Origin of the sequence: Thalassospira profundimaris (assembly GCF_003326755.1) — a bacterium.
GTDB classification, from domain to species: Bacteria; Pseudomonadota; Alphaproteobacteria; order Rhodospirillales; family Thalassospiraceae; genus Thalassospira; species Thalassospira profundimaris_B.
In genome coordinates this window covers 20192-41411 of record NZ_JPWH01000001.1, presented here as the reverse complement: position 1 = coordinate 41411, position 21220 = coordinate 20192, and the positions used below count along the sequence as shown (strand labels likewise).

The following is a 21220-nucleotide window of genomic DNA, read 5'->3' as shown; positions in this document are numbered from 1 at the left end:
TTTTGATTTTAAAGCCGTGCCATGAAGGCCCGATGCCGCGATGACTTTGCCGGTTTAAAAAGAGTCTCCTTCAAATCACCGTGGAAAAACCCTACTGTGCGACATCAAATTTGACCCCGCCGCACGCAACAAGGCTGAATTTCATATGCCCAACACGCTTTTCTGTTTTGGTACCGGCTTTAGCGCCCGTCTGGTGGCGCGAAAATTAAGGGCCGAGGGCTGGGACATTGCCGGAACCACCCGCAGCCCCGACAAGTTCGACGCTCTTCGGGCCGAAGGCATTACCCCGTATCAGTTTGATAATGACATGCCTGTGGCAAATATTGCCAAGGCCCTGCAGGGGGTAACACATGTGCTGGTATCAACCCCGCCGGGCGGGTATGGCGACCCGGTTTTGGCCCATCACCGGGCCGATCTGGCCGCATTACCGGCACAAACCTGGATTGGCTATTTATCCACAACCGGAGTTTATGGCGACCGCAATGGCGGTGTGGTGGATGAAGATGACGACCTTTTGCCCTCTGGCAAGCGCGGGCGTCGCCGGGTGGCAGCGGAAAAGGCATGGTTTGATTTGGGCCAGCGTCATGATTTGTGTGTGCAGTCCTTTCGTCTGGCCGGTATTTACGGGCCGGGGCGCAATGCGCTGGAAACCGTGCGGTCGGGTCGGGCGCGCCGGATTGTCAAGGAAGGGCAGGTTTTTTCACGCATCCATGTCGAGGATATTGCCCGCACGGTTTTGGCCGCCATCGCCCGGCCCCATGCCGGTGCGGCCTATAATGTATGTGATGATGATGCCGCCCCGCCCCAGGACGTGATCGCCTATGCCTGTGGTCTTTTGGGCCTTGACCCGCCGGTGGAGGAACCCTTTGAAACCGCCACCCTAAGCCCGATGGCGGCCAGTTTTTATGAGGATAACAAACGGGTGGATAACAGCAAGATCAAGCGTGAACTGGGTGTCGAGCTGTGTTACCGCGATTATCAGGCCGGGTTGCAGACGCTTTTGGATGATATTTTGCGTAAAAGCAAAGGCATTACCGGCGAAAATTGACAAAACCACATTGTTGACGGGGCTTTTGCGTCGTATATAACCCTTTAACAGATGTATCAAAGGGAACCGCGCAATCATGACGGTTTCCATTCCCGGATCGGGCAGCCATCCCCTGGCGCGCCATCAGTGCGGACCCGAGAGAGGCCGACGAGGAGAGAATTTAAAATGGATCGTCGTATCATCACTGTATTTGGCGGCAGCGGCTTTGTCGGGCGCTATATCGTCAAGCGCCTGCTGGAAGCCGGTTATACCGTCCGTGTACCGACCCGCTATTTTGAACGGACCAAAAAGCTCAAGCCGATGGGCTATCTCGGCCAGATGGTCCCGGTGCATTGCGATGTAAGCGACCCGGAGGCGATTCGCCGCTCTGTTGACGGTGCCGAAGCGGTGATCAATCTGATCGGCATTTTATATGAGCGCGGTTCGCGCAGCTTCATGAACATGCACGTTGTGGCGGCAAAAAACATTGCCGAGGCCGCAAAGGAAGCCGGTGTCAAAACGCTGGTTCACATGTCCGCCCTGGGCGCGAACAAAAACCCTCATTCGCTTTATGCCACCTCGAAACTTGCTGGTGAAAAGGCGGTGCGTTCGGCATTCCCCGACGCGGTTATTTTCCGTCCGTCGGTCATTTTTGGCCCGGAAGATGACTTCCTGAACAAGTTTGCCGCAATGGCCCGTATCCTGCCGGTTATTCCGGTTGTTGGCACGCCCGCCCTGCCCGAAGTTGACCTGGGCAAAGGTTCGGTTGATTTCTTTGGCGACGGCGGGCCGAAATTCCAGCCGGTTTATGTGGGCGATGTTGCCGATGCCTTTTTCAAGGCGGTCGAGGATAAAGCCCTGGCGGGTGAAACCTTTGAACTGGGTGGACCGGAAAAATACAGCTTCCGTCAGATCCTTGATGACATGCGCGAACTGACCCGTCAGCGCGTTTGCCTGCTGCCGGTGCCATTCTGGCTGGCCTCCATCATGGCGTTTTTCATGCAGTTCCTGCCCAAACCGCCACTAACACCCGATCAGGTCCGTTTGCTCAAGACCGATAATGTTGTATCGGATGATGCCAAAACCTTTGCCGATATGGGGATTGTGCCGAACTGCCTTGAAACCGTCGCACCGTCCTATCTGAAACGCTTCCGTCCGCCGCGCAAAAGCGGCGAGTTCCGCCGTTTCACCTGAGCGTGCTTTCACCGGACGGAGTGCTGGCGCGATTTGGCCTAGCATTCCGTTGTGAGGTGATAGAAAAAATGAAACACCCCGCTACAACAAGGTAGCGGGGTGTTTTTGTCTGGCAAAAGCTTAAAATTCCAAAGGCATAGTTGGTCACATCTCCCCCAGACCAAGGGCGCGGCCGCGGGCATTTTCCAGGTGGTTGCGCAGGGCGGTGACGGCGCGGTCCGGGTCGCGGGCTTCAAAGCCGGTAATGATTTCGAGATGGTCATTCATGACGGTCGTGAGAAGTTTTTCGTTCAGACGGAACCGTTCCTGGCGGATCAGGCGGATTTTAACCGAATTGACCCGGTAAACATTGGAAATGATGGCGTTATTGAGCGAATCGATGATGCAGTCATGCAGGGACCAGTCCACGGCCTGTGCGTGTTCCAGAAGGTCCGGCGTGATGCCTTTTTCGGCATCGCGCAGCACGGCTTCGTGGGCTTCGCGAATGTTTGCAATCATGTCATCGGTGGCATTGATAGCAAAAAGGGCCGCGGCCTCCAGCTCCAGAAACATGCGGAGCTGAAAGGCATTGCGCACCAGATCAAGGTCAATATGGGCCACCTGCATGCCGCGCTGGGGCACGGTGGTGATCAGGCCGTCGGCCTCCAGCCGGGGCACGAGTTCGCGAATAGCACCCAGCGGCATGCCGGTAATTTCCACCAGTTCACGCTGCGACAGAAACTGCCCGGGCAGAATGTCGCGGGCCAGAAGCCGCTCGGTAAAGCTGTCATAGGCGCGGCTGCGAAGGCTGCGTTCTCCTCGGGGCCGGGCGGCTTCTGTCATATTCTTACCTCTCTGGCGATGCGAACAGGTCGTTGTAACGTTTTGTCAGGGCTTGATACTGCTCTGGCGTTAAACCGGCAAGGGGGGCACGTGCTTCACGCCAGGATTGTTCCTGATCGAGATGACCGACCAGCGCCTTGACCGCCGGTGTGACCGGATATTCAAGCAGGGCATTTACCAGATCCGTTACCCGGGGATCGTCCGGTTTTTGGGCCATAATATCGGTCAAAAGGTCGGGGCGGAAATTGGCAACACCACTGATGGCACCAGCTCCCCCCAAGGCAACACCACGTGCGAGCAGGCGTTCATCGCCAATGAGAATATCAAGGTCGGGAAAGCGCTTCAAAAGCTCTTCGGTGTTTTCCCACTGGCCTGCCGAATCCTTCACACCGCAAATCATGGCCGGGAAGTCTTTTTTCAGTTCGGCCACCATATCGGGGGTGACGGGCGCGGCCGTTACTTGCGGAATGTGATAGAGAATCACTTTCAGGCCGCTTGGTGCGATTTCCGTCAGCATTTTGCGGAACCAGACAAGCTGGCCGTTATCGGCAACGCCTTTGAAATAGAAGGGCGGGGCCAGCAAAATATGGGTGCTGCCCAGATCGGCGGCCTGACGGGCATGGGCCACGGCATTGGGCAGGGCGGATTCGAGAATCGCAAAAACGATTTTTTGTGCCGGAACACCTGCTGCCGTGATGGCATTGTGGGCCGCAACCTTTTCTTCCTGCGAAAGAGACGGGCCTTCGCCGGTGGTGCCGCCCAGCGTGACAGAGTTGCATCCCTTTGCCAGCACGTTCTTTACGTGGGCAACCAGCAGGGCATGGTCGATATTGCCCGCAGATGTAAAGGGCGTGGTCAGAGCCGCAGAGATACCAAAGGGTTGGGTGGCGTCAAAAGTCATGGTGTGTTCCTGTCAGGCGACGGCCTGAAATAGTGTTTGATATTGGAGGATTTAAGTGTTGTTTATCACTAACATGTTAGTTATACAATATGTTTGTTGGCGTGACAAACCTGGTTGATTTTCCGCCGGTCGCCATCCAAAAAGAACAATAATCGAGACAGATCAGGTAACTAGTCCACGGGAGGACCATAAATGTTCAAACATCTACCCAAATACACAGCCGGTATTGCGGCGGCGGCGATTCTGGCTTTTTCCGGTGTGGCTACATCGGCAATGGCGGATCCGATCAAATTGCGCATCTCGACCCCGGCGGTTGAAAGCGACTGGCATGCCAAAATGCTGACCGTGTTTAAAGACGAGCTGGAAAAGAACGCACCGGGCCAGTTTGATGTTGAAATTCACCTGAATGCCAGCCTGTTCAAACAGGGGACCGAGCCTGCCGCCATGCAGCGCGGCAACCTTGATATGGCAATGATTTCGGCCCAGGATATTGCCAAGCAGATTCCGGCCTGGTCGGTTTTCACGGCGGGGTATCTGATTCGCGATCCGGACCATCAGCGCCATGTTTTCCACAGCGACATCGGTAAAGAATTTTACAAGATGGTCGCCGATGACATGAATATCGAAATTCTCGATGTCGGTTATCTTGGTACCCGCCAGCTTGATTTGCGCGGCGACAAGAAAATCGAAACCCCGGCTGACCTTGCCGGTGTGAAGCTGCGCATGCCTGGTTCCGATGCCTGGCTGTTCCTGGGCAATGCCCTGGGTGCCAATGCCACCCCGCTGGCCTTTGGCGAAGTTTATACCGGCCTTCAGACCGGCACGATCGACGGGCAGGATAACCCGCTGCCGACTGTCAAGGCCGCGAAATTCTATGAAGTGACCAATCAGATTGTGCTGACCAGTCATCTGGTGGATGCCGTGTTCCTGTCGATGGCCAAAAGCACCTATGACGAACTGAGCGAACAACAGCAGAAAATCGTGCATGATGCGGCGGAAGTGGCAACACTTTACAATAATGTTCATCGCATCGAAGACGAGGAAAAGCTGATCGACTTTTTCAAGGAACAGGGCCTGAAGGTTTACAAACCTGATGTTGAGGCTTTCCGCAAGAAAGTACAGCAGGACTACCTGAATTCCGATTTTGCCAAAGACTGGCCGAAAGGCATTGTCGAGCGTATCAACGCAGTTAAGTGAGCCAAGTTGTGCGATCATTCGGATCCATGATGAAAAAAGGTTGCGAGGGCATCGCGGTGACATTGTTCATCGTGATGTTCGCAACCTTTCTTGTGCAGATTTTTTCCCGCTATGTCCTGAATGCCCCCTTGGGCTGGACGGTGGAAGTCTGCGTTATTCTGTATATCTGGCTGGTGTTCTGGACATCTGCCTTCCTGTTGCGCGATAGCGAACATGTGTCGTTCAACATGCTGTTTCTGGTTGCCAGTCCGCGCCAGAAACGGGTGATGGCGATTTTGGGCATTTTTTGCATTGGCGCAGCCTTTGCTGCCGGTCTGCCGGTGATTATTGATTATGTGCAGTTCATGCATATCGAAAAGGCCCCGGTCACGCGCATTCCGCTGAATTATATCTATGCGATTTTCCCGGTTTTCATTATTGCGGTGGTTATTCGGTCTGTCGTGTCGCTGTATCGGCTGTTGACTCGCCGCTGGCAGGATGAAGTCGCGGCCATTGCCGGGGACGAAGAAGAACAAAGGGAACAGCCATGAGCCTGGCCTTTACGCTTAGCCTGGGTGGCTTTTTGCTGCTGGGCGCCATTGGTATGCCCATTTCACTTGCGGCCCTGGCCAGTTCCATTGCCTATCTTTTCATGACCGGGCAGGATGTGGGGCTGGTGGCGGAGCAGGCGCTCAATGGCCTGTTTAACAGTTATGTCCTGCTGGCGGTGCCGTTGTTCATTCTGGCGGCCAATTTCATGAATGCCGGAACGATCAGCGACCGGTTGCTGAATTTCTGTGTTGCCATTGTCGGCCGCATGCGGGGTGGTCTTGCCCATGTCAATGTGATGGCGAGCCTGATTTTTTCGGGCATGTCGGGCTCTGCGATTGCCGATGCCGCCGGTATTGGCCGTGTGATCATTGACCTGATGTGTCGCAATAACCGTTATCTGCCGGGCTATGCCGCCGCCTTGACGGCCGCCTCAAGCGTGATCGGTCCGATCATTCCGCCGTCCATTCCCATGATCCTCTATGCGCTGATTTCCGATACCTCGATCGGTTATCTGTTTTTGGGCGGGATTGTGCCGGGGCTTTTGTTGGCACTGGTGTTAATGATTCTGAATGCCATTACAGCGCGCCGCCGCAATTTCCCGCGTGACGAGGCGGTACCGGTTCGCGAAATTCCGCGCCTGACCATGCGGGCCTTCCCGGCCCTGATGCTGCCGGTGATTTTGCTCTATGGCATTTATGGCGGTGTGACCACCCCGACCGAGGCGGCGGCGGTTGCCGCGGTTTATGCCCTGATATTGTCGGTGGTTTTCTATCGTTCATTGACCTGGAAAGACTTTTACAAGCTGGTCCTGGATGGGGCGCGCTCAACCTCGGTTGTCGGGTTGATCATTGCCTCGGCCCTGGTGCTGAATTACCTGGTTGCCAGCGAAAACGTGCCTTCGATGGTGGCAGGCGCACTGGCCGGGCTGGAAATGTCGCCCATTGTTTTCCTGCTGGGTGTCAATGTTCTGATCCTGCTTTTGGGCTGCCTGTTTGATGCCACGACTCTGCTTTTGATTGTGGTGCCGCTGTTTTTGCCGGCTGCCAAAATGCTGGGCATTGATCTGGTGCATTTTGGTGTGGTGGTGACGGTCAATATCATGATTGGCCTGGTGACACCGCCTTACGGGGTGGTGCTGTTTGTGCTTAACGGGGTTACGGGTATTCCGCTGCGCGATATTATCCGCGAAATCTGGCCGTTTATTTTTGTGCTGCTGCTGGCCCTTCTGGCAATGACGCTTATTCCGTCGATTGTTTTGTGGTTGCCACGCATGTTTGGCTATGCGGGTTAAGGCCCGCGACATTACCTGTTGATCGCCATGTCAAAACAAACCCCCGCCGGTTTTGAAGAACCGGCGGGGGTTTGTTGTAGGTGCCCTTTGGATTGCGCCAAAGGGCAAAGCCGAACCGGGCTGGGGCAAACCAGGCATCAAATGCAAACCAGTCCGGCTTCTTTTTGCATGTCAGTCGGCGCGAACCCGGCTGACAAAATTATTGGCCTCAAGTTGCAGGTTCTGCGTTTTGCGCAGCAGCTCTGCGGCAATGTCACGGGCATGGCTGGCAAGGTTTTGCACCGTGCTGGCGGTTTGCGAAACGCTTTCCATATTGCTCGACATATGGCGCACACCATTTGCGGCTTCCTCGGAACCCGTTGCAATTTCGCCGGTTGCCGCACCCTGCTGGCGCATTGCCACCCCGATCGAGGCCGAAATCACATCCATTTCGCCAATGGTATGCGCGATTGCGGAGATCATTTCAACGGCATCGTTGCTGACGTTACGCATTTCTTCGATCTGGCGGCCAATATCGTCGGTCGCGCGCTGGGTCTGGGTGGCAAGGTTTTTCACTTCGCCTGCCACAACGGCAAAGCCTTTGCCGGCGTCACCGGCCCGGGCGGCCTCGATGGTGGCATTTAATGCCAAAAGGTTGGTTTGATCGGCAATATTGGTGATCAGGTTAATGACTTCGCCAATGCGAGAGGCGGTTTCCGACATTTGGCGCACGGTTTCATCGGAGCGCCGGGCCTGACCGACGGCATTTTGCGAAATTTCCTCGGCCTTGACGATCTGGCGTTCAATTTCGCGCACCGACGCCGAAAGCTGTTCGGTGGCCGAGGAGACGGCACTGACATTGCGCGAGGCCTCCTGCGAGGCATTGGTGACTTCCATCGCCCGGCTGACGTTATTACCGGCATTGTCGGCCATTTTGCTCATGGTGTCGCCCATGTCGCCCGCAGCCCTGACCAGTTCGGCCACCAGGGCATTGATGGTGGCTTCAAACCCGTCTGCCATTTCCAGCAGGGTCTGGCGGCGCAATTGTTCGGCGCGCTGTTCGGCTTCTTTGTTTTCCGCGCGCAGACGCCGGGCTTCAAGGCCGTTTTCGCGCAAGGTTTCAACCGCAACGGCCATATCGGCGATTTCATCGTGTCCCTTGTCAAGAACTGGTGTTTCGAGATCGCCGCTGGCAAGACGTGTCATGGCCCTGTTCAGGCCGATCAGACGGCGCAAAAGGTTGCGCTGGACGTAAAACCACAGGATGAGGCCGGAGATGACAATAACAGCAATGATAACGGCGATCATCACGGTTCGGGATGCCTCGATGGTGCCTTCAACAGCGTGGTTGGCGGTGTCGATTTTATCCTGCATTTGCTCGAGCACCTGCTGGGCGCTTTGGGCGATATCGACCGAAATGCTGTTGTTCTGATCGAGAATATTGTCAAGTTCGGCACCGGTTTCCAGGCGCTGGTGTTGCAGGTCAAACAGGTTGTGGTCGGCATTGGGGTTCAGGTTTGCACGAATGATGTCAAACTGCTTCTGACCGTTGGTTTTTTCGGCCTTGTCGCTGATGCGTTCAATGCCTTTTTGCAATTGCACCAGCATCGGGTCAGCCTGAAATTTGATGCGATCCAGGTCTTCGCTGTTGGTTGTTGCCAGAATCTGGTCGCCGGTTGCCGGAATCTGGAAGGCGTTGGCGCGCAGTTCGCTCATGTTCTGCATATTGATCGCATTGACATCCAGCAGGTCATTAAGCTTGTCCGATGCAAGCGAGGTTTGCGCCGGGTCGCCGATCAAGGCATAGAGCGAACTTGCATTGTCATTCAGATTCATCGCGGCATTCATGCCCAGATTATTGGCAAGTTTTTCGATGGCGGCGGCCGCACTGGCATTTTCCTGTGCGCGCTCGTTCAACTGTGTGCCGAGGCTGAACAGCGTCAGGCGCGTTTCACTGAGACGTCGGATGTTTTTGCCAAGTTGACCGGTTTTACTGGAAAAATTGCCCAGAATGTCGGCATTGACCCCAAGTTCGGACAAATGGGAAATGTCGTCATGAATGGCATTTTCGACGGCCTGAAGCTTTTCGGTTGCTTTTTTGACGGCGTTTTCGTTGTTGGCCGCGGCAACCATTCGACCGATCGTTGTCAGGGAATTGCCTTTGGCATAAAGCTGCTGGGCGGTGACAAGAGCCGGAATTGCCTCTTCCGAGACGGTTTTTTGCTGTTGGCGCGTGGTTTCAAATGAAAAAATGCCGATGCCTGCGGCACTTGCGGCAAGCAGAGCGATCGGGACGATGGCAAGCATCAGGCGTCCGCGCAGACCAATACGACCAGTCATTCCAAGTTCCCCATATGCTGGTTGGTGTCATCGTGCGGCGATTTTGACCGTTCTATCGACATGGATAAATTCCCCCTGTTGCCGTGTCAGGGGCATGTTGCGACAAGGGGACTCCCGTTATTTTTCCCTCTTGATGCCCACAGAGACATGACAGCCCGAAAATATTCCGCGTCAGATTAACGCTGGCAAGGAGATTAACCAATTTTCATGTTCGGGGATGCGCGCCGGGGGACAACCACAATTCAGGGTATAAAATCCGGCGGAAATAGTGTCGAAAACGGCGGTTTTTCAGGGGAAATGTCACTTTACTGAAACATCATCCCGGCAGGGCAAAAACGGCGGTTACGCCGGATTCGGGGCGCCTTCCAGCCGGGAAATAATGCTTACTGGGTTGTGTGGTAATGGGCGACCTTTTGCATGACCTCTTCGGTAGTGCTGGCATAATCGACATCCTGAAGCGGCGGGCGTTCAACCATGATGACGGGAATGCCCAATTCGCGTGCGGCAATCAGTTTGCCTTCGCTGGCCTCGCCGCCACTGTTTTTGGTGACGACAACATCAATTTCGTAGCGTTCCAGAAGGTCGCGTTCGCGGTCCGCCGAAAACGGGCCGCGTGCCGATAGCCATTCGCCATTGGCAAGGTCAAAGGGCTGTTTGGGGGCTTCGATCGTGCGGACCAGCAACCAGCAATCCTGCAGGTTGTTGAAATAGTGAAGGTTCTTGCGACCAATGGCAATCAGGGCGCGTGTGCCCACTGACGGCAGTTTTTGGGCGGCCGCCTTGAGGTTGGGCACCGTGATCCAGTGATCACCCTCGGTCGGTGTCCAGGGGGCACGATGGTACTGAATGCACGGGGTGCCAGCCTGTTCGCAGGCCTTGGCAATATGGGCCGAAATTTGGGTGGCAAACGGGTGGGTGGCATCAATGACCAGGTCGATGCCTTCTTTTTTGAGGTTTTTGACAATGCCTTCCGGCCCGCCAAAACCGCCAATGCGCACCGGGACGCCATCGGGCAAATTGGGCGCACTGGTGCGCCCGGCAATCGAAAGCTGCAAACGGATATGGGATCCAAACCTGACCAGAAGCTCGCTGGTGATCTGGTTGGCGTCACCGGTGCCACCAAAAACCAGCACGTTGAGCGGAGAAAGATGATGTTTCAGTCTCAGGTCAGGATCGGACATCGGCAAGCGGTTTCCTTTGGTCTGGTTATGTCTGGCATCAATGGACGGATCTTTACCGGCGGTTAAACAGCGATAAGGCTGAAATCCAGTGCCCCGTCTCAGCAGTCCCGGTGGCAGGTCTGTGCCTGGGGGCGGCAAGGCGGCGCAAGCTGTCCGGCGCGCCCCACCATTTTGCCCTGCCGGTCAAAAATGACAACCTCTATTGCGCTGGCACCGTCAAGGGTTGCCATTGCCGTTTCGCGGGCCTGCCTGGCGATGATCTCTGCAATATCAACGTTTTCGTGTGCGCAAAGTTCCAGCACATGGCGCGCTGTATTGGCCGTGCGAATGGCCGTACATAATGTTTCATCCGCCCCGGCATTCGCGGCGGTTTGGGCCAGTTTTGCCATGTCAACCTGCGAACGGCTGCTGTGCAGGTCCAAATGGCCCTGTGCCAGTTTGACCAGTTTGCCAAATCCCCCGGCGATGGTGACATTGGCAACCGGGTTGCGGCGCAGATATTTTAACATGCCGCCGACAAAATCGCCCATATCAATCAGCGCCTCGTCGGGCAGGTCATACAAGGCCCGGATGGCACTTTCCGATGTTTTGCCGGTGGCACCGGCGATATGGGCGCGCCCGGTAGCGCGCGCCACATCAATGCCGCGATGAATGGAATGAATCCAGGCCGAACAGCTAAACGGAATGACAATGCCGGTGGTCCCCAAGACCGACAGGCCCCCGATAATGCCCAGGCGGGGATTCCAGGTTTTTTGCGCAATATCTTCGCCGCCGGGAATGGAAATTTCAATTTCCACATCGGGGGCCACGCCAAAGGAAGCGGCAAGTTCCGTGATTTGGGCCACCATCATTTCGCGCGGTTTGGGATTGATAGCAGGTTCCCCCACCGGCAGCGGCAGGCCGGGTTTTGTTACCGTGCCAACCCCCGCCCCGGCATGAAACGAAATGCCCGCCCCCGGTTTGGCCCGGCGCAGGGTGGCAATGATTTCGGCCTGATGGGTCACATCGGGGTCATCGCCCGCATCCTTGATGACACTTGCCCGTGCCCAGCCCGGCCCGGTTTCGTGTTTGACCAAGGCAAATTGCGGGGTTTCACCGCGCGGCAGGGTAATGCCGACAGGATCGGGAAAGGTGCCCGACAGCAATGCCTGCCAGGCCGCACGGGTGGCCGCGGTGGCACAGGCCCCGGTTGTCCATCCTTTGCGTAGCGGGCCGTCGGGTTTGCGGGTCATGGGGTGGGCTGAATTCCTGTTATCCTGGGGGCTGCCATATTATCGGCCGTATTCTAGCGGGTTTGCCAATAACAGGCCATTGCCGGATGATGTCAATAAAAACACTTAAATTTTGTATATATTTAAAATAATACCTGAAAAAATTGGATTTATCTGTTGCCATACGATGACTATTTCTGTGTAAGATGTCCGTCATGGTTCGGTTTCGCAACCGGATGTGGCAGGTGGGGTTTTTCTGAAATTCGGGTTTGTTGGGCGCATGACAGCACTTGGTATTGATTTTCCGGTATTTGAAGCAGGCTGGGTCTGGCTGGTTGGTGCCGGGCCGGGCGATCCGGGATTATTGACCCTGCATGCCGTTAACGCCATGCAGCAGGCCGATGTGGTGGTATATGACGCACTGGTTGATGACCGGATTCTGAACCTGCTGCGGCCCGATACAAAACAGATTTACGCAGGCAAACGTGGCGGTCGTCCCTCGGCCAAACAGAATGATATTTCGCTGGAACTTGTGGATCTGGCCCGGCAGGGATTGCGTGTCTTGCGCCTGAAAGGCGGGGACCCGTTTGTGTTCGGGCGCGGTGGGGAAGAGGGCCTGACCCTGGTGGAACATGGCATTCCGTTTCGTGTCGTGCCCGGTATTACCGCCGGCATTGCCGGGGCGGCCTATGCCGGTATTCCCGCAACCCACCGGGATTGCAATTCTGCCGTTACCTTTGTCACCGGCCACGGGGCCAGTGGCGATGTGCCCGATAACATCCACTGGGCGTCGCTGGCCGAAGGATCCCAGGTTCTGGTGATGTATATGGCGATGAAGCATATCGAGCGCATTGCCAACCGCCTGATGGATCATGGCCGCCCGGCAGATGAACCGGTCGCCGTGATCAGCCGCGCCACCACCCCCCACCAGCAATTGCTGATTACGACTCTGAAAAATGCCGCCCGCGATATTGCCAATTCGCAGCTTGAACCGCCGGCCATTTGCATTGTGGGCAAGGTTGTTGATTTGCGCGACCGCCTGAACTGGCTGTCGCCACAGGATGATGTGGATGCGGTGCGCCATGTTGCCCTGGACCAGATTTTGGATCTGATTGTTCCGGATGGCAGGCCGACTGGCACATCATAAACGGGTTGCTTTGTTGTTGCAGGCCAATTGATCTATATCGTTGTTCTTTGTGGTGGGCCCCGGCACAATTACGCCACCCTCGGGCGTGGCCCCACAAGCAGGTAGAGCAATGGACGAACAGCAAATTCTGATCCGCATTATTGAAAGCGGCTGGGCACAGTGCAGTACGGCGGTGCGCCAGGATGGCGGTGTGATGGTGACGGCATTGCTGGCGGGCCTGGTGGGCAGTGCCACCCATTGTGTCGGGATGTGCGGGCCCTTTGTGGTCAGCCAGGTGACAGCGCGCATGGAAAAAATGCCGCTTGATAAAATGTCGGAATTTCGGCGTCTGACGGGTGCTGCGCTGTTTCCTTATCATTTTGGTCGGTTAACGACATATATTTTCCTGGGTGTTCTGGCCGGATTCTTTACCGACAGCATCTCTGCTTTGGCACGGGTCTGGTGGATTGGCCCGGTTTTGCTGGGGATCGCGGCCCTGTTTTTTCTGGTCTATGGTATTTCCGGGCTGGTGCCGCATCTGGCAGGGGTTCTGCCGGGGGGCCCGGCACGGGCGACGGGCACCTCTGCGGGGCTGGCACAATGGTGGAATCGCAAGGTAACGGCACGGCTGGGGCCGTTTTTCAGTGCGCCGTTTGGTTTGCGTGGCTATGTGCTGGGTTTGTTGCTGGGCTTTATTCCCTGTGGCCTGATATATGGGGCCCTGGTGCTGGCGGCGGCAGGGGGATCGGCCCTGACGGGGGGGATGGTGATGGCGGCCTTTGGGCTGGGCACCATTCCGATGTTGTTTGCAACCGGCTGGATCGGGCAATATGCAACCCGTAAATTTCGCAATGTCATGACCCCGGTGGGCCGGGGTTTGATGGTGGCCAATGCCGTGGTGCTGGCCGTTTTGGCCTGGCATCAGATGGCGTGATCGCCATCACGCCGGTTTTACCGGCTGGGGGTGGCAATTTTGTCGGCAACAGGATATGCCGGTTGAAAGAACTTGATCTGAATGACGGGCAAATATCGCTTCCCTGGCAATGGCGCTGTTGCGTATGGCAGCTATCAGGTTGCAGACAATAAAGCCCAGTGAGGTAAGGACGGCGAAACGTGGATAGAAGAGTCTGGGTCATCATCATCGCCATTATTTTGGTGCTGTCATTTGGTTTTGGCTATCGGCTTTATGAAATGGGCCGTGATATTACGGTCGAAAATGGCGGGCAAACCAAAGGTTCGGGTGTTGCGACCATTGGCGGCCCGTTTACCCTGGTGGACCAAACCGGCAAAACCCGCACCGAACAGGATTTTCGCGGGCAATATATGCTGATTTATTTTGGCTATACCTATTGCCCGGATGTCTGCCCGACCGAATTGCAGGCGATTTCCAATGCGATGGATTTGCTGCCCGAGGATGTTGCCCGGCAGGTCCAGCCGATATTCATTTCGGTGGATCCCGAACGTGATACGGTGGCCGCGATGGCCGATTATGTGCCGCATTTTCACCCGCGCCTGATTGGCCTGACCGGCACGCTGGAGCAAACCAGTGCTGCTGCCAAGGCCTATCGGGTTTATTATGTCAAAGCCTTTGAAGAGGGCGAACCCAAGGATTCGGACGGTTATCTGGTTGATCATTCGTCCTTTATTTACCTGATGGGTAAAGACGGGGCCTATATTCGCCATTTCAATTATGGTGAAACGCCAGAAAAAATTGCCGAAGGCATTGAAAAAGTTGTCGAAACCCGGGAATAAAACCGTTCCGGGTCTGTTGATTGCGGCCCCTGCCTCCAATAGCGGCAAAACCGTTATCACGCTGGGCATTTTACGCGCGCTTGCCAATCGCGGGCAGCCGGTAGTCGCTGCCAAGGCCGGGCCGGATTATATTGATCCTGCCTTTCAGCAGGCGGCAAGCCGCAGGCTCTGCATCAATCTCGATCCGTGGGCGATGTCTGATCACGCGATCAAGGCTCTGGCCGACTGGCATGTCGGCCCGCCTGATGGGGGCCGGTTTTTGCTGTGCGAAGGGGCAATGGGGTTGTTTGACGGGGCTGCGGGGGGCGGGGGGTCATCGGCCGATTTGGCGGCGTTGATGGACTGGCCGGTGGTGCTGGTGATTGATGTGCGCGGACAGGCGGCATCGGCCGCGGCCATTATTCAGGGGTTTGTCCGGTTTCGTGCCGATGTGCGCATTGCCGGAGTGATTTTGAACCGGGTGGGAAGTGCCCGCCATCGCGATTTGATCATGGCGGCCTGTGCGCAGGCGATTCCCGATATTCCAATCATTGGGGCCGTGATGCGTGAGGATGCCTTGTCCCTGCCCGAACGGCATTTGGGTCTGGTGCAGGCGGGTGAACATCCCGCCCTGGAGGCCTTCCTGGACCATGCCAGCACGATCATTGAACGCGATATTGACCTGGACCGGTTTTTGCAGCTTGCCGGTGTCGCGCCTGTGGCCCGGAACCTGGCCAATATACCAGAACAGGGCGATGCCAGCCCGCAAACGTCTGTGCCCCGGCCTGTGTCTTCGTCATCTGATGTGTTGTCACATCACCCGCACCGGAACGGGTGGTTTGATGGCGCATCGGATAATGCGCCGGTGCTGATTGCGCCTTTGGGGCGGCATATTGCGGTGGCGCGCGATGCGGCCTTTGCCTTTTGTTATCCGCATTTGATTGCGGGTTGGGAAGCTGCCGGAGCGCGGATCGACTATTTTTCGCCCCTGGCAAACCAGGCCCCCGCGCAGCACTGCGATGCGATTTATCTGCCCGGTGGTTATCCCGAGCTTCATGCCGCAGATCTGGCAAAAGCGGACCGGTTTATGACCGCCTTGCGCGATGCCGCCCGGCGCGGTCTGCCGGTGTATGGCGAGTGCGGTGGCTATATGGTGCTGGGGGATATTCTGGTGGATGGTGCGGGCAAGCGGCACCAAATGGCTGGTTTATTGCCGCTTGAAACCAGTTTTGAGCAGCGACGCTTGCATCTTGGCTATCGACAGGTAGAAATCAGTCAGGATTGTCCCCTGGGAAGGTCGGGCATGGTTTTGCGCGGCCATGAATTCCATTATGCCAGCACGATCCGGGCCGACGGGCCGGGATGGTTGATGGCGCGAACCGCTGATGGGCAGGATTTGGGGCCGTGTGGCCTGCAAAACGGATCGGTGTTTGGATCTTTTTTTCATCTGATCTGTTAAGCCCCGGATCGGGTTTCCATATGAGACTTTATTTTTGAAAATGCGCAGGTGCCGATGGCCCGGTGCCTGAGACTGGATTTTGATATGACTTTGCCTTTCTGGAAAACCAAACGTCTTCAGGATATGTCGCGAGACGAATGGGAATCGGTGTGTGATGGCTGCGGCAAATGCTGTTTGCACAAATTGCTGGACGAAGACACCGATGTTCTTTTTTATACGTCGGTCGCGTGTCGCCTGCTTGATTGCGAAAGCTGCCAGTGCAGCGATTATACGAACCGCAAGCAGCACGTGCCCGACTGTGTGCAGCTTTCAAATGAAAATATCGAAGAGATCGACTGGATGCCGTCAAGCTGTGCTTACCGGCTGTTGCGCGATGGAAAAGACCTGCCAAACTGGCATCCCCTGGTGACTGGGGACCCGAAATCGACGGTCAAAGCGGGAATGTCGGTATCCGGGCGTGTGATTTCCGAGCTTGATGCTCATCCCGATCTTGAAAAATACATCGTCGACTGGCCTTCCTGAAACGCGTGCGAGAAAGAGGTCAAAAAAAACAACTGTCGGTACCTTTTTGACTCGACCACTATACTTTTATATAGTAAGTATAGGGAAAATGGGCAGGTAATCCTGTATGTAAATAGGGCCTTCTTATCTATAAGGTGGAGCAGATATGGTTTTTTCGCAGATTTTCCGATCAAGCAAGGCCCAGGACGCATCGCAGGTCTTGGACGCCCTGACGCTTTCGATGGCGACGATCGAGTTTTCGATGGACGGGCATATATTGACGGCAAATGAAAATTTTCTGTCGATTACCGGCTATACGCTTGCCGAGATTGTTGGCAAGCCACATAGCATTTTTGTGCCAAAAGAAGAGCGTGATACACCGGAATACCGGAATTTCTGGAAAAAGTTGCGGGACGGAGAGTTCCAGCGCTCCGCCTTTCGCCGCATCACGAAGACGGGAGAGGATGTGTGGCTGGAGGCCAGCTACAATCCGGTTTTGGACCGGCGGGGTGTTCCGGCGAAAGTCATTAAATTTGCCACCGATATTACCGATCGCCGCAATGAGCGGGCTGTTTTGCAAGGTGTGTTTAACGCCATCAGCAAATCCCAGGCGCTTATTGAATTTGACCTTGAAGGCAAAATCCTGACCGCAAACCAGAACTTTCTTGATGTGTTTGACTATCGCCTCAAGGATATTGAAGGCCAACATCACAGCATGTTTGTTGATGTGGGCGTGAAAGGCACGCGCGAATATACCGATTTCTGGCGGGCGTTAAAGCAGGGTACCTATCAGCAGGGGCAATACAAGCGCATCGGCAAAAATGGCAAGGTTGTCTGGATCGAGGCATCTTATAACCCGATCCTTGATCCGGCGGGCAAACCTTTCAAGGTGATTAAATTTGCCACCGATGTGACGGAGCAGGTCAATCTGCTGATCGAGCTCAAGGCGATGATTGATAACAATTTCTCGGAAATTGACACCAATATCGGTGTGTTGGGGAATACCGCGACAGATGCTGTCTGTGCGGCAACCAATACGTCGGAAACTGTCAATACCGTTGCGGCCAGTGCCGAGCAGCTTGCAGCCTCGATTGCCGAAATTTCGCGCAGCATGGCGCAATCGCGCAGTGCCACCGAACAGGTCTTTGAGCAAACGGTCGCCGCCGATTCCTCGACCCAGCGCATGTCCGAGGTCGTGGCGGCAATGGGCAATATTGTCGAGGTTATTCAGAATATTGCCGGGCAGATTAACCTTTTGGCATTGAATGCCACCATTGAATCGGCCCGTGCAGGCGATGCCGGTAAAGGGTTTGCCGTGGTTGCCAACGAGGTTAAAAACCTCGCCAATCAGGCCGCCCGCGCAACTGACCAGATTGCCGAGGAAATTTCGGGCATTCAGTCAATCACGACCGAGGTGGTCGATGCCCTGGGCACGATCCGGGGGTCGGTTGAGATGGTGCGTGACAGTGTTGCCAATATCTCCTCTGCCGTAGAGGAACAAAGTGCGGTGACGGACGGCGTTTCGGAAAATATTCAATCCGTGCGCGATACGGTCGAGGCGGTTTCACGCAATATTGGCGATATTCAGAAATCGGCCGGGTCGGTAGCAACAGCGGTCAATCGCACCCGTCAAGCGGCCGAAATTCTGGCCCGTTAATGCTGGTTGCATATTTGTGGATATATTGTTCCAGGATCGATTAACGCGAGAGCGGTGGAAGGGCCGCTCCCGTGTTGCGGTTTGTGATGAAATCGATGAAACATCGCAAGGGTCGGGCCATATGACGTCGGCTGGGGTAATAGAGGTAAAACCCCGGAAAAGGGGGCGACCATTCGGCCAGAACGTGGGTCAGTTGCCCTGATTCGACATAGTGGCGAACCTGATAGTCAAAAAGATAGGCGATGCCCGCGCCTTCAAGTACGGCATGTAGCCCAAGTTCCGGATCATCGGTGATGAGGGGGCCTTCTACCTCAATATCGAGTTTTTCGGTGCCGCGTTCAAATTCCCATCGATACAGGCGACCGCTGGTTGGCCATCTGTAGCTAAAGCAGCGATGAGTGCGAAGATCGCGGGGCGTTGCCGGTATTCCTGCGCGTGCGAAGTAAGAGGGTGCTGCTACCGCCATCATGCGCATATCGCCACCCAGCCGAACTGCAACCATATTTTTTTCCAGGCTTTCCCCCAAGCGTATGCCTGCGTCGAACCCGTCGGCGACGATATCGATCAGTTTCTCATCAAGCGTAATGTCCAGCGTGATGTCTGGATAGTCTTGCAGGAAAGCCGCGATTTTGGGGGCCAGATAGTGCATGGCGGCAACGCGGGTGGCGTTAATTCTGACGCATCCTGCAGGTGTGTCGCGCATTTCGGTCAGTTCGGCAACCGCGTTATCAAAATCATGAATGGCAGGTGCAAGCCGCGCCATCAGCCTTTCTCCCGCCTGGCTTGGGGCGACGCTGCGTGTGGTGCGGTGGAGCAGGCGCATACCTAGCCGTTCTTCCAGATTGCGAATGGTCTGGCTGATCGCGGAAGCGGACATGCCAAGATGGGCCGCTGCACTGCGGAAGCTGCCATGTTCAACGACGCAGGCAAAGGCTCTTAGTTCGGCAAAGTCGCGGCCTCTCATGGTTTTATTATGCCTTGGTTTTTAAACAATATATGAAAATTATAGGATATTTTTATCTTTATCGGAACGGTTCATCATTCCGGCCAGCCAAAAATTGAACGGATAAACGGAGATGATGACATGTCGGACAGCATGACACTTGATACATATCGCCTGCTGGGGCGTTCGGGTTTGCGGGTTTCGCCACTCGCACTTGGCACAATGACCTTCGGAACCGACTGGGGCTGGGGGGCTGATCAGAGAGAAGCGCGCCGTATTTTTGATATGTATGTGGATCGAGGTGGGAATTTTATCGATACGGCCAATTGCTATACCGATGGCGCGTCAGAGCGGTTTCTGGGGGCATTTGCAAAAGGCCAGCGTGATCGATTGGTGATTTCGACGAAATACGCTGTTCCGATGGATCGGGGGAACGTTAATTCCGGGGGTAATCATCGTAAAAGCATGGTCCGTTCGGTTGAAGAGAGCCTTGCCCGGTTGAATACCGATTATATTGATTTGCTTTATTTGCATGCGTGGGATTTTACCACACCCGTCGACGAGGTGCTTCGCGCGATGGATGATCTGGTGCGGGCCGGGAAGGTGCTTTATGTCGGCATATCCGATACACCGGCCTGGCAGGTTTCGCGGATGCAGACCATGACCGAGCTTCGCGGTTGGTCGCCGCTGATTGCCTTGCAGATCGAATATAGTTTGATTGAGCGTACTGTGGAGCGTGATCTGATTCCGATGGCGCGCGAGATGGGGCTTGGTGTCATTCCCTGGTCGCCTTTGGCGAGTGGGGTTCTGTCGGGGAAATACACGCGGGATGATGTGACAACTGGATTGTCGGGAAACAATGACACGCGCCGCGATTTTGCCATTGCCAATGGCGCATTGACGGAACGCAACCTTGCCATTGTAGATGCCGTAAGTGATGTCGCACGCGAGACGGGAATAACGCCATCGCAGGTGGCGCTGGCTTGGACAATGCTGGATTCGGCGATTGTTGCTCCGATTGTGGGGGCACGGACACAGGCACAGTTTGAGGAAAACCTTGGTGCTCTGGCTGTTGTTCTAACCCAGGCGCAGTGTGATCGCCTGGCTGCAGCGAGTGCCATTGAGCCGGGCTTCCCCCATGAATTTCTGGCACGGCAAACAACCCGCGATGTTATGTTTGGTGATACGAAAATTGTGATGTCACGCTAATCCGAGCGGAAGCAGACATACAAAAGGCAGCCCTGCTACACGCAAGGGGCTGCCTTTGAATATTGATGAAATCGCAGCTTTGTGGCCCTCACATGCGGGTAAGGACCCGATTAATGGACCGAACGCGGTTCCATATCGTGCTGGCGAATGGCGGCATAGGCCACGGCATAGCTTTCAAACGATGCGATATGGGTACCATCGGCGGTAAAGACCGCATAAATACGTGCCGCGTCGTTTTCTTCCGGGTTTTCGATTTTGCGAACATAGGCAAAATCCTGAATGCCCAGCATGGCAAAATCGCCTGACGACAGCATATGCAAATCCTGCTCGGCCGGGATGACGCCTTCTGCGTCTTCATGGTCTGTGATGCGATTGCTCATTTAAACCACTCCTCACTACTGGCCTTGCGGCTCATTGTTTATTCGTTTCGGAACTGTCGTCATCCATCTGCATTTCAATGGTGCGCGATGGAACACTTTTTTTACGGTTCGAGTTGATGGCGATTTCGCGCACGACCGGTTCCGGGACCGGACGATTCAAATCGATATGCAGCAAACCGTTATCGAGATGGGCACCAACGACTTCAATACCCTCGGCAAGAACGAAAGACCGCTGAAACTGCCGGGATGCGATGCCCCGATGAATATAAACGCGGTTGCTTTCGTCTTCCTGATGCTTGCCCCGAATGATCAACTGGTTGTCTTCGGTTGTGACCGAAAGATCGTCATCGGAAAAACCGGCAACCGCAACCGTGATGCGGATATGGTTGTCGCCAATCTGTTCGATATTATAGGGCGGATACCCTTCTGCCTTGGTTTTGGAGACCTGATCAAGAACGCGTTCGATTTGATCGAAACCAAGAAGGAGAGGGCTGTTAAACATAGAAATACGCGACATGGCGGTAACTTTCACCTCCTCTG

General features: G+C 55.3%; 20 protein-coding genes. 12 read left to right on the top strand and 8 right to left on the bottom strand.

Annotation, left to right across the window (positions count from 1 at the left end):
* Positions 1-145 precede the first annotated feature (145 nt).
* Both TH25_RS00140 and TH25_RS00135 read left to right on the top strand, forming a co-directional pair.
* A complete protein-coding gene (locus tag TH25_RS00140; RefSeq protein WP_114086418.1) occupies positions 146-1048 on the top strand; it encodes an SDR family oxidoreductase in 903 nt (300 codons plus the stop codon).
* Positions 1049-1213: 165 nt separating this feature from the next.
* Positions 1214-2221: a complex I NDUFA9 subunit family protein gene (locus tag TH25_RS00135; protein WP_114086417.1), complete on the top strand. Its 1008-nt coding sequence runs from the start codon at positions 1214-1216 to the stop codon at positions 2219-2221.
* A 144-nt stretch (positions 2222-2365) separates the two neighbouring features.
* Here TH25_RS00135 and TH25_RS00130 read toward each other — a convergent pair whose 3' ends face one another.
* Entirely contained in the window at positions 2366-3043 is a 678-nt protein-coding gene (locus TH25_RS00130) for a GntR family transcriptional regulator (protein WP_114086416.1), read from the bottom strand.
* 4 nt (positions 3044-3047) lie between these two features.
* Positions 3048-3944: a dihydrodipicolinate synthase family protein gene (locus tag TH25_RS00125; RefSeq protein WP_114086415.1), complete on the bottom strand. Its 897-nt coding sequence runs from the start codon at positions 3942-3944 to the stop codon at positions 3048-3050.
* 192 nt (positions 3945-4136) lie between these two features.
* Here TH25_RS00125 and TH25_RS00120 point away from each other — a divergent pair, with 192 nt between their 5' ends.
* From TH25_RS00120 to TH25_RS00110, 3 genes are read left to right on the top strand one after another with little or no spacing between them, the layout of a single operon-like run.
* On the top strand, positions 4137-5141 hold the full coding sequence (locus TH25_RS00120; protein WP_114086414.1) for a sialic acid TRAP transporter substrate-binding protein SiaP: 1005 nt from the start codon (positions 4137-4139) through the stop codon (positions 5139-5141).
* 56 nt (positions 5142-5197) lie between these two features.
* Positions 5198-5671 (top strand): TRAP transporter small permease, encoded by a 474-nt coding sequence (locus TH25_RS00115; protein ID WP_181847303.1) that lies wholly within the window; start codon positions 5198-5200, stop codon positions 5669-5671.
* Positions 5668-6963 carry a TRAP transporter large permease gene (locus TH25_RS00110; RefSeq protein ID WP_114086412.1) on the top strand — a complete coding sequence of 432 codons (1296 nt, stop codon included), beginning with the start codon at positions 5668-5670 and terminating at the stop codon, positions 6961-6963. Before TH25_RS00115 ends, TH25_RS00110 begins: the two co-directional genes overlap by 4 nt.
* Before the next feature lie 171 nt (positions 6964-7134).
* On the opposite strand, the gene TH25_RS00105 is transcribed toward TH25_RS00110, so the two are convergent.
* From TH25_RS00105 to TH25_RS00095, 3 genes are all read right to left on the bottom strand, one after another.
* Positions 7135-9282 (bottom strand): methyl-accepting chemotaxis protein, encoded by a 2148-nt coding sequence (locus tag TH25_RS00105; RefSeq protein WP_114086411.1) that lies wholly within the window; start codon positions 9280-9282, stop codon positions 7135-7137.
* A gap of 383 nt (positions 9283-9665) precedes the next feature.
* Positions 9666-10463, bottom strand: a complete 798-nt coding sequence (locus TH25_RS00100) for a cobalt-precorrin-6A reductase (RefSeq protein WP_114086410.1) — start codon at positions 10461-10463, stop codon at positions 9666-9668.
* Between the two features lie 98 nt (positions 10464-10561).
* Positions 10562-11695 carry a cobalt-precorrin-5B (C(1))-methyltransferase gene (locus TH25_RS00095; RefSeq protein ID WP_114086409.1) on the bottom strand — a complete coding sequence of 378 codons (1134 nt, stop codon included), beginning with the start codon at positions 11693-11695 and terminating at the stop codon, positions 10562-10564.
* 259 nt (positions 11696-11954) lie between these two features.
* Between TH25_RS00095 and cobA the strand changes: the two genes are divergently transcribed.
* The 6 genes from cobA to TH25_RS00065 all read left to right on the top strand — a co-directional run bounded on the left by cobA (position 11955) and on the right by TH25_RS00065 (position 18148).
* On the top strand, positions 11955-12821 hold the full coding sequence (cobA, locus tag TH25_RS00090; RefSeq protein ID WP_114086904.1) for a uroporphyrinogen-III C-methyltransferase: 867 nt from the start codon (positions 11955-11957) through the stop codon (positions 12819-12821).
* A gap of 109 nt (positions 12822-12930) precedes the next feature.
* The gene (locus TH25_RS00085; protein WP_114086408.1) at positions 12931-13734 is read left to right on the top strand and encodes a sulfite exporter TauE/SafE family protein; all 804 of its coding nucleotides are present in this window, start codon (positions 12931-12933) and stop codon (positions 13732-13734) included.
* A 179-nt stretch (positions 13735-13913) separates the two neighbouring features.
* Positions 13914-14552, top strand: coding sequence for an SCO family protein (locus tag TH25_RS00080; RefSeq protein ID WP_258548957.1), 639 nt, complete (start codon positions 13914-13916; stop codon positions 14550-14552).
* A complete protein-coding gene (locus tag TH25_RS00075; protein WP_258548956.1) occupies positions 14533-15990 on the top strand; it encodes a cobyrinic acid a,c-diamide synthase CobB in 1458 nt (485 codons plus the stop codon). Before TH25_RS00080 ends, TH25_RS00075 begins: the two co-directional genes overlap by 20 nt.
* Before the next feature lie 84 nt (positions 15991-16074).
* Positions 16075-16512 carry a YcgN family cysteine cluster protein gene (locus tag TH25_RS00070; RefSeq protein WP_114086902.1) on the top strand — a complete coding sequence of 146 codons (438 nt, stop codon included), beginning with the start codon at positions 16075-16077 and terminating at the stop codon, positions 16510-16512.
* A gap of 145 nt (positions 16513-16657) precedes the next feature.
* Entirely contained in the window at positions 16658-18148 is a 1491-nt protein-coding gene (locus tag TH25_RS00065) for a methyl-accepting chemotaxis protein (RefSeq protein ID WP_114086406.1), read from the top strand.
* 40 nt (positions 18149-18188) lie between these two features.
* Here TH25_RS00065 and TH25_RS00060 read toward each other — a convergent pair whose 3' ends face one another.
* Complete coding sequence (locus TH25_RS00060; protein WP_114086405.1) at positions 18189-19112, bottom strand: LysR family transcriptional regulator; 924 nt, start codon at positions 19110-19112, stop codon at positions 18189-18191.
* 120 nt (positions 19113-19232) lie between these two features.
* Here TH25_RS00060 and TH25_RS00055 point away from each other — a divergent pair, with 120 nt between their 5' ends.
* Entirely contained in the window at positions 19233-20300 is a 1068-nt protein-coding gene (locus tag TH25_RS00055; RefSeq protein WP_114086404.1) for an aldo/keto reductase, read from the top strand.
* A 110-nt stretch (positions 20301-20410) separates the two neighbouring features.
* On the opposite strand, the gene TH25_RS00050 is transcribed toward TH25_RS00055, so the two are convergent.
* The gene (locus TH25_RS00050) at positions 20411-20680 is read right to left on the bottom strand and encodes a DUF1150 family protein (protein ID WP_114086403.1); all 270 of its coding nucleotides are present in this window, start codon (positions 20678-20680) and stop codon (positions 20411-20413) included.
* 31 nt (positions 20681-20711) lie between these two features.
* A complete protein-coding gene (locus tag TH25_RS00045) occupies positions 20712-21197 on the bottom strand; it encodes an Hsp20 family protein (RefSeq protein WP_114086901.1) in 486 nt (161 codons plus the stop codon).
* Positions 21198-21220: the final 23 nt, after the last annotated feature.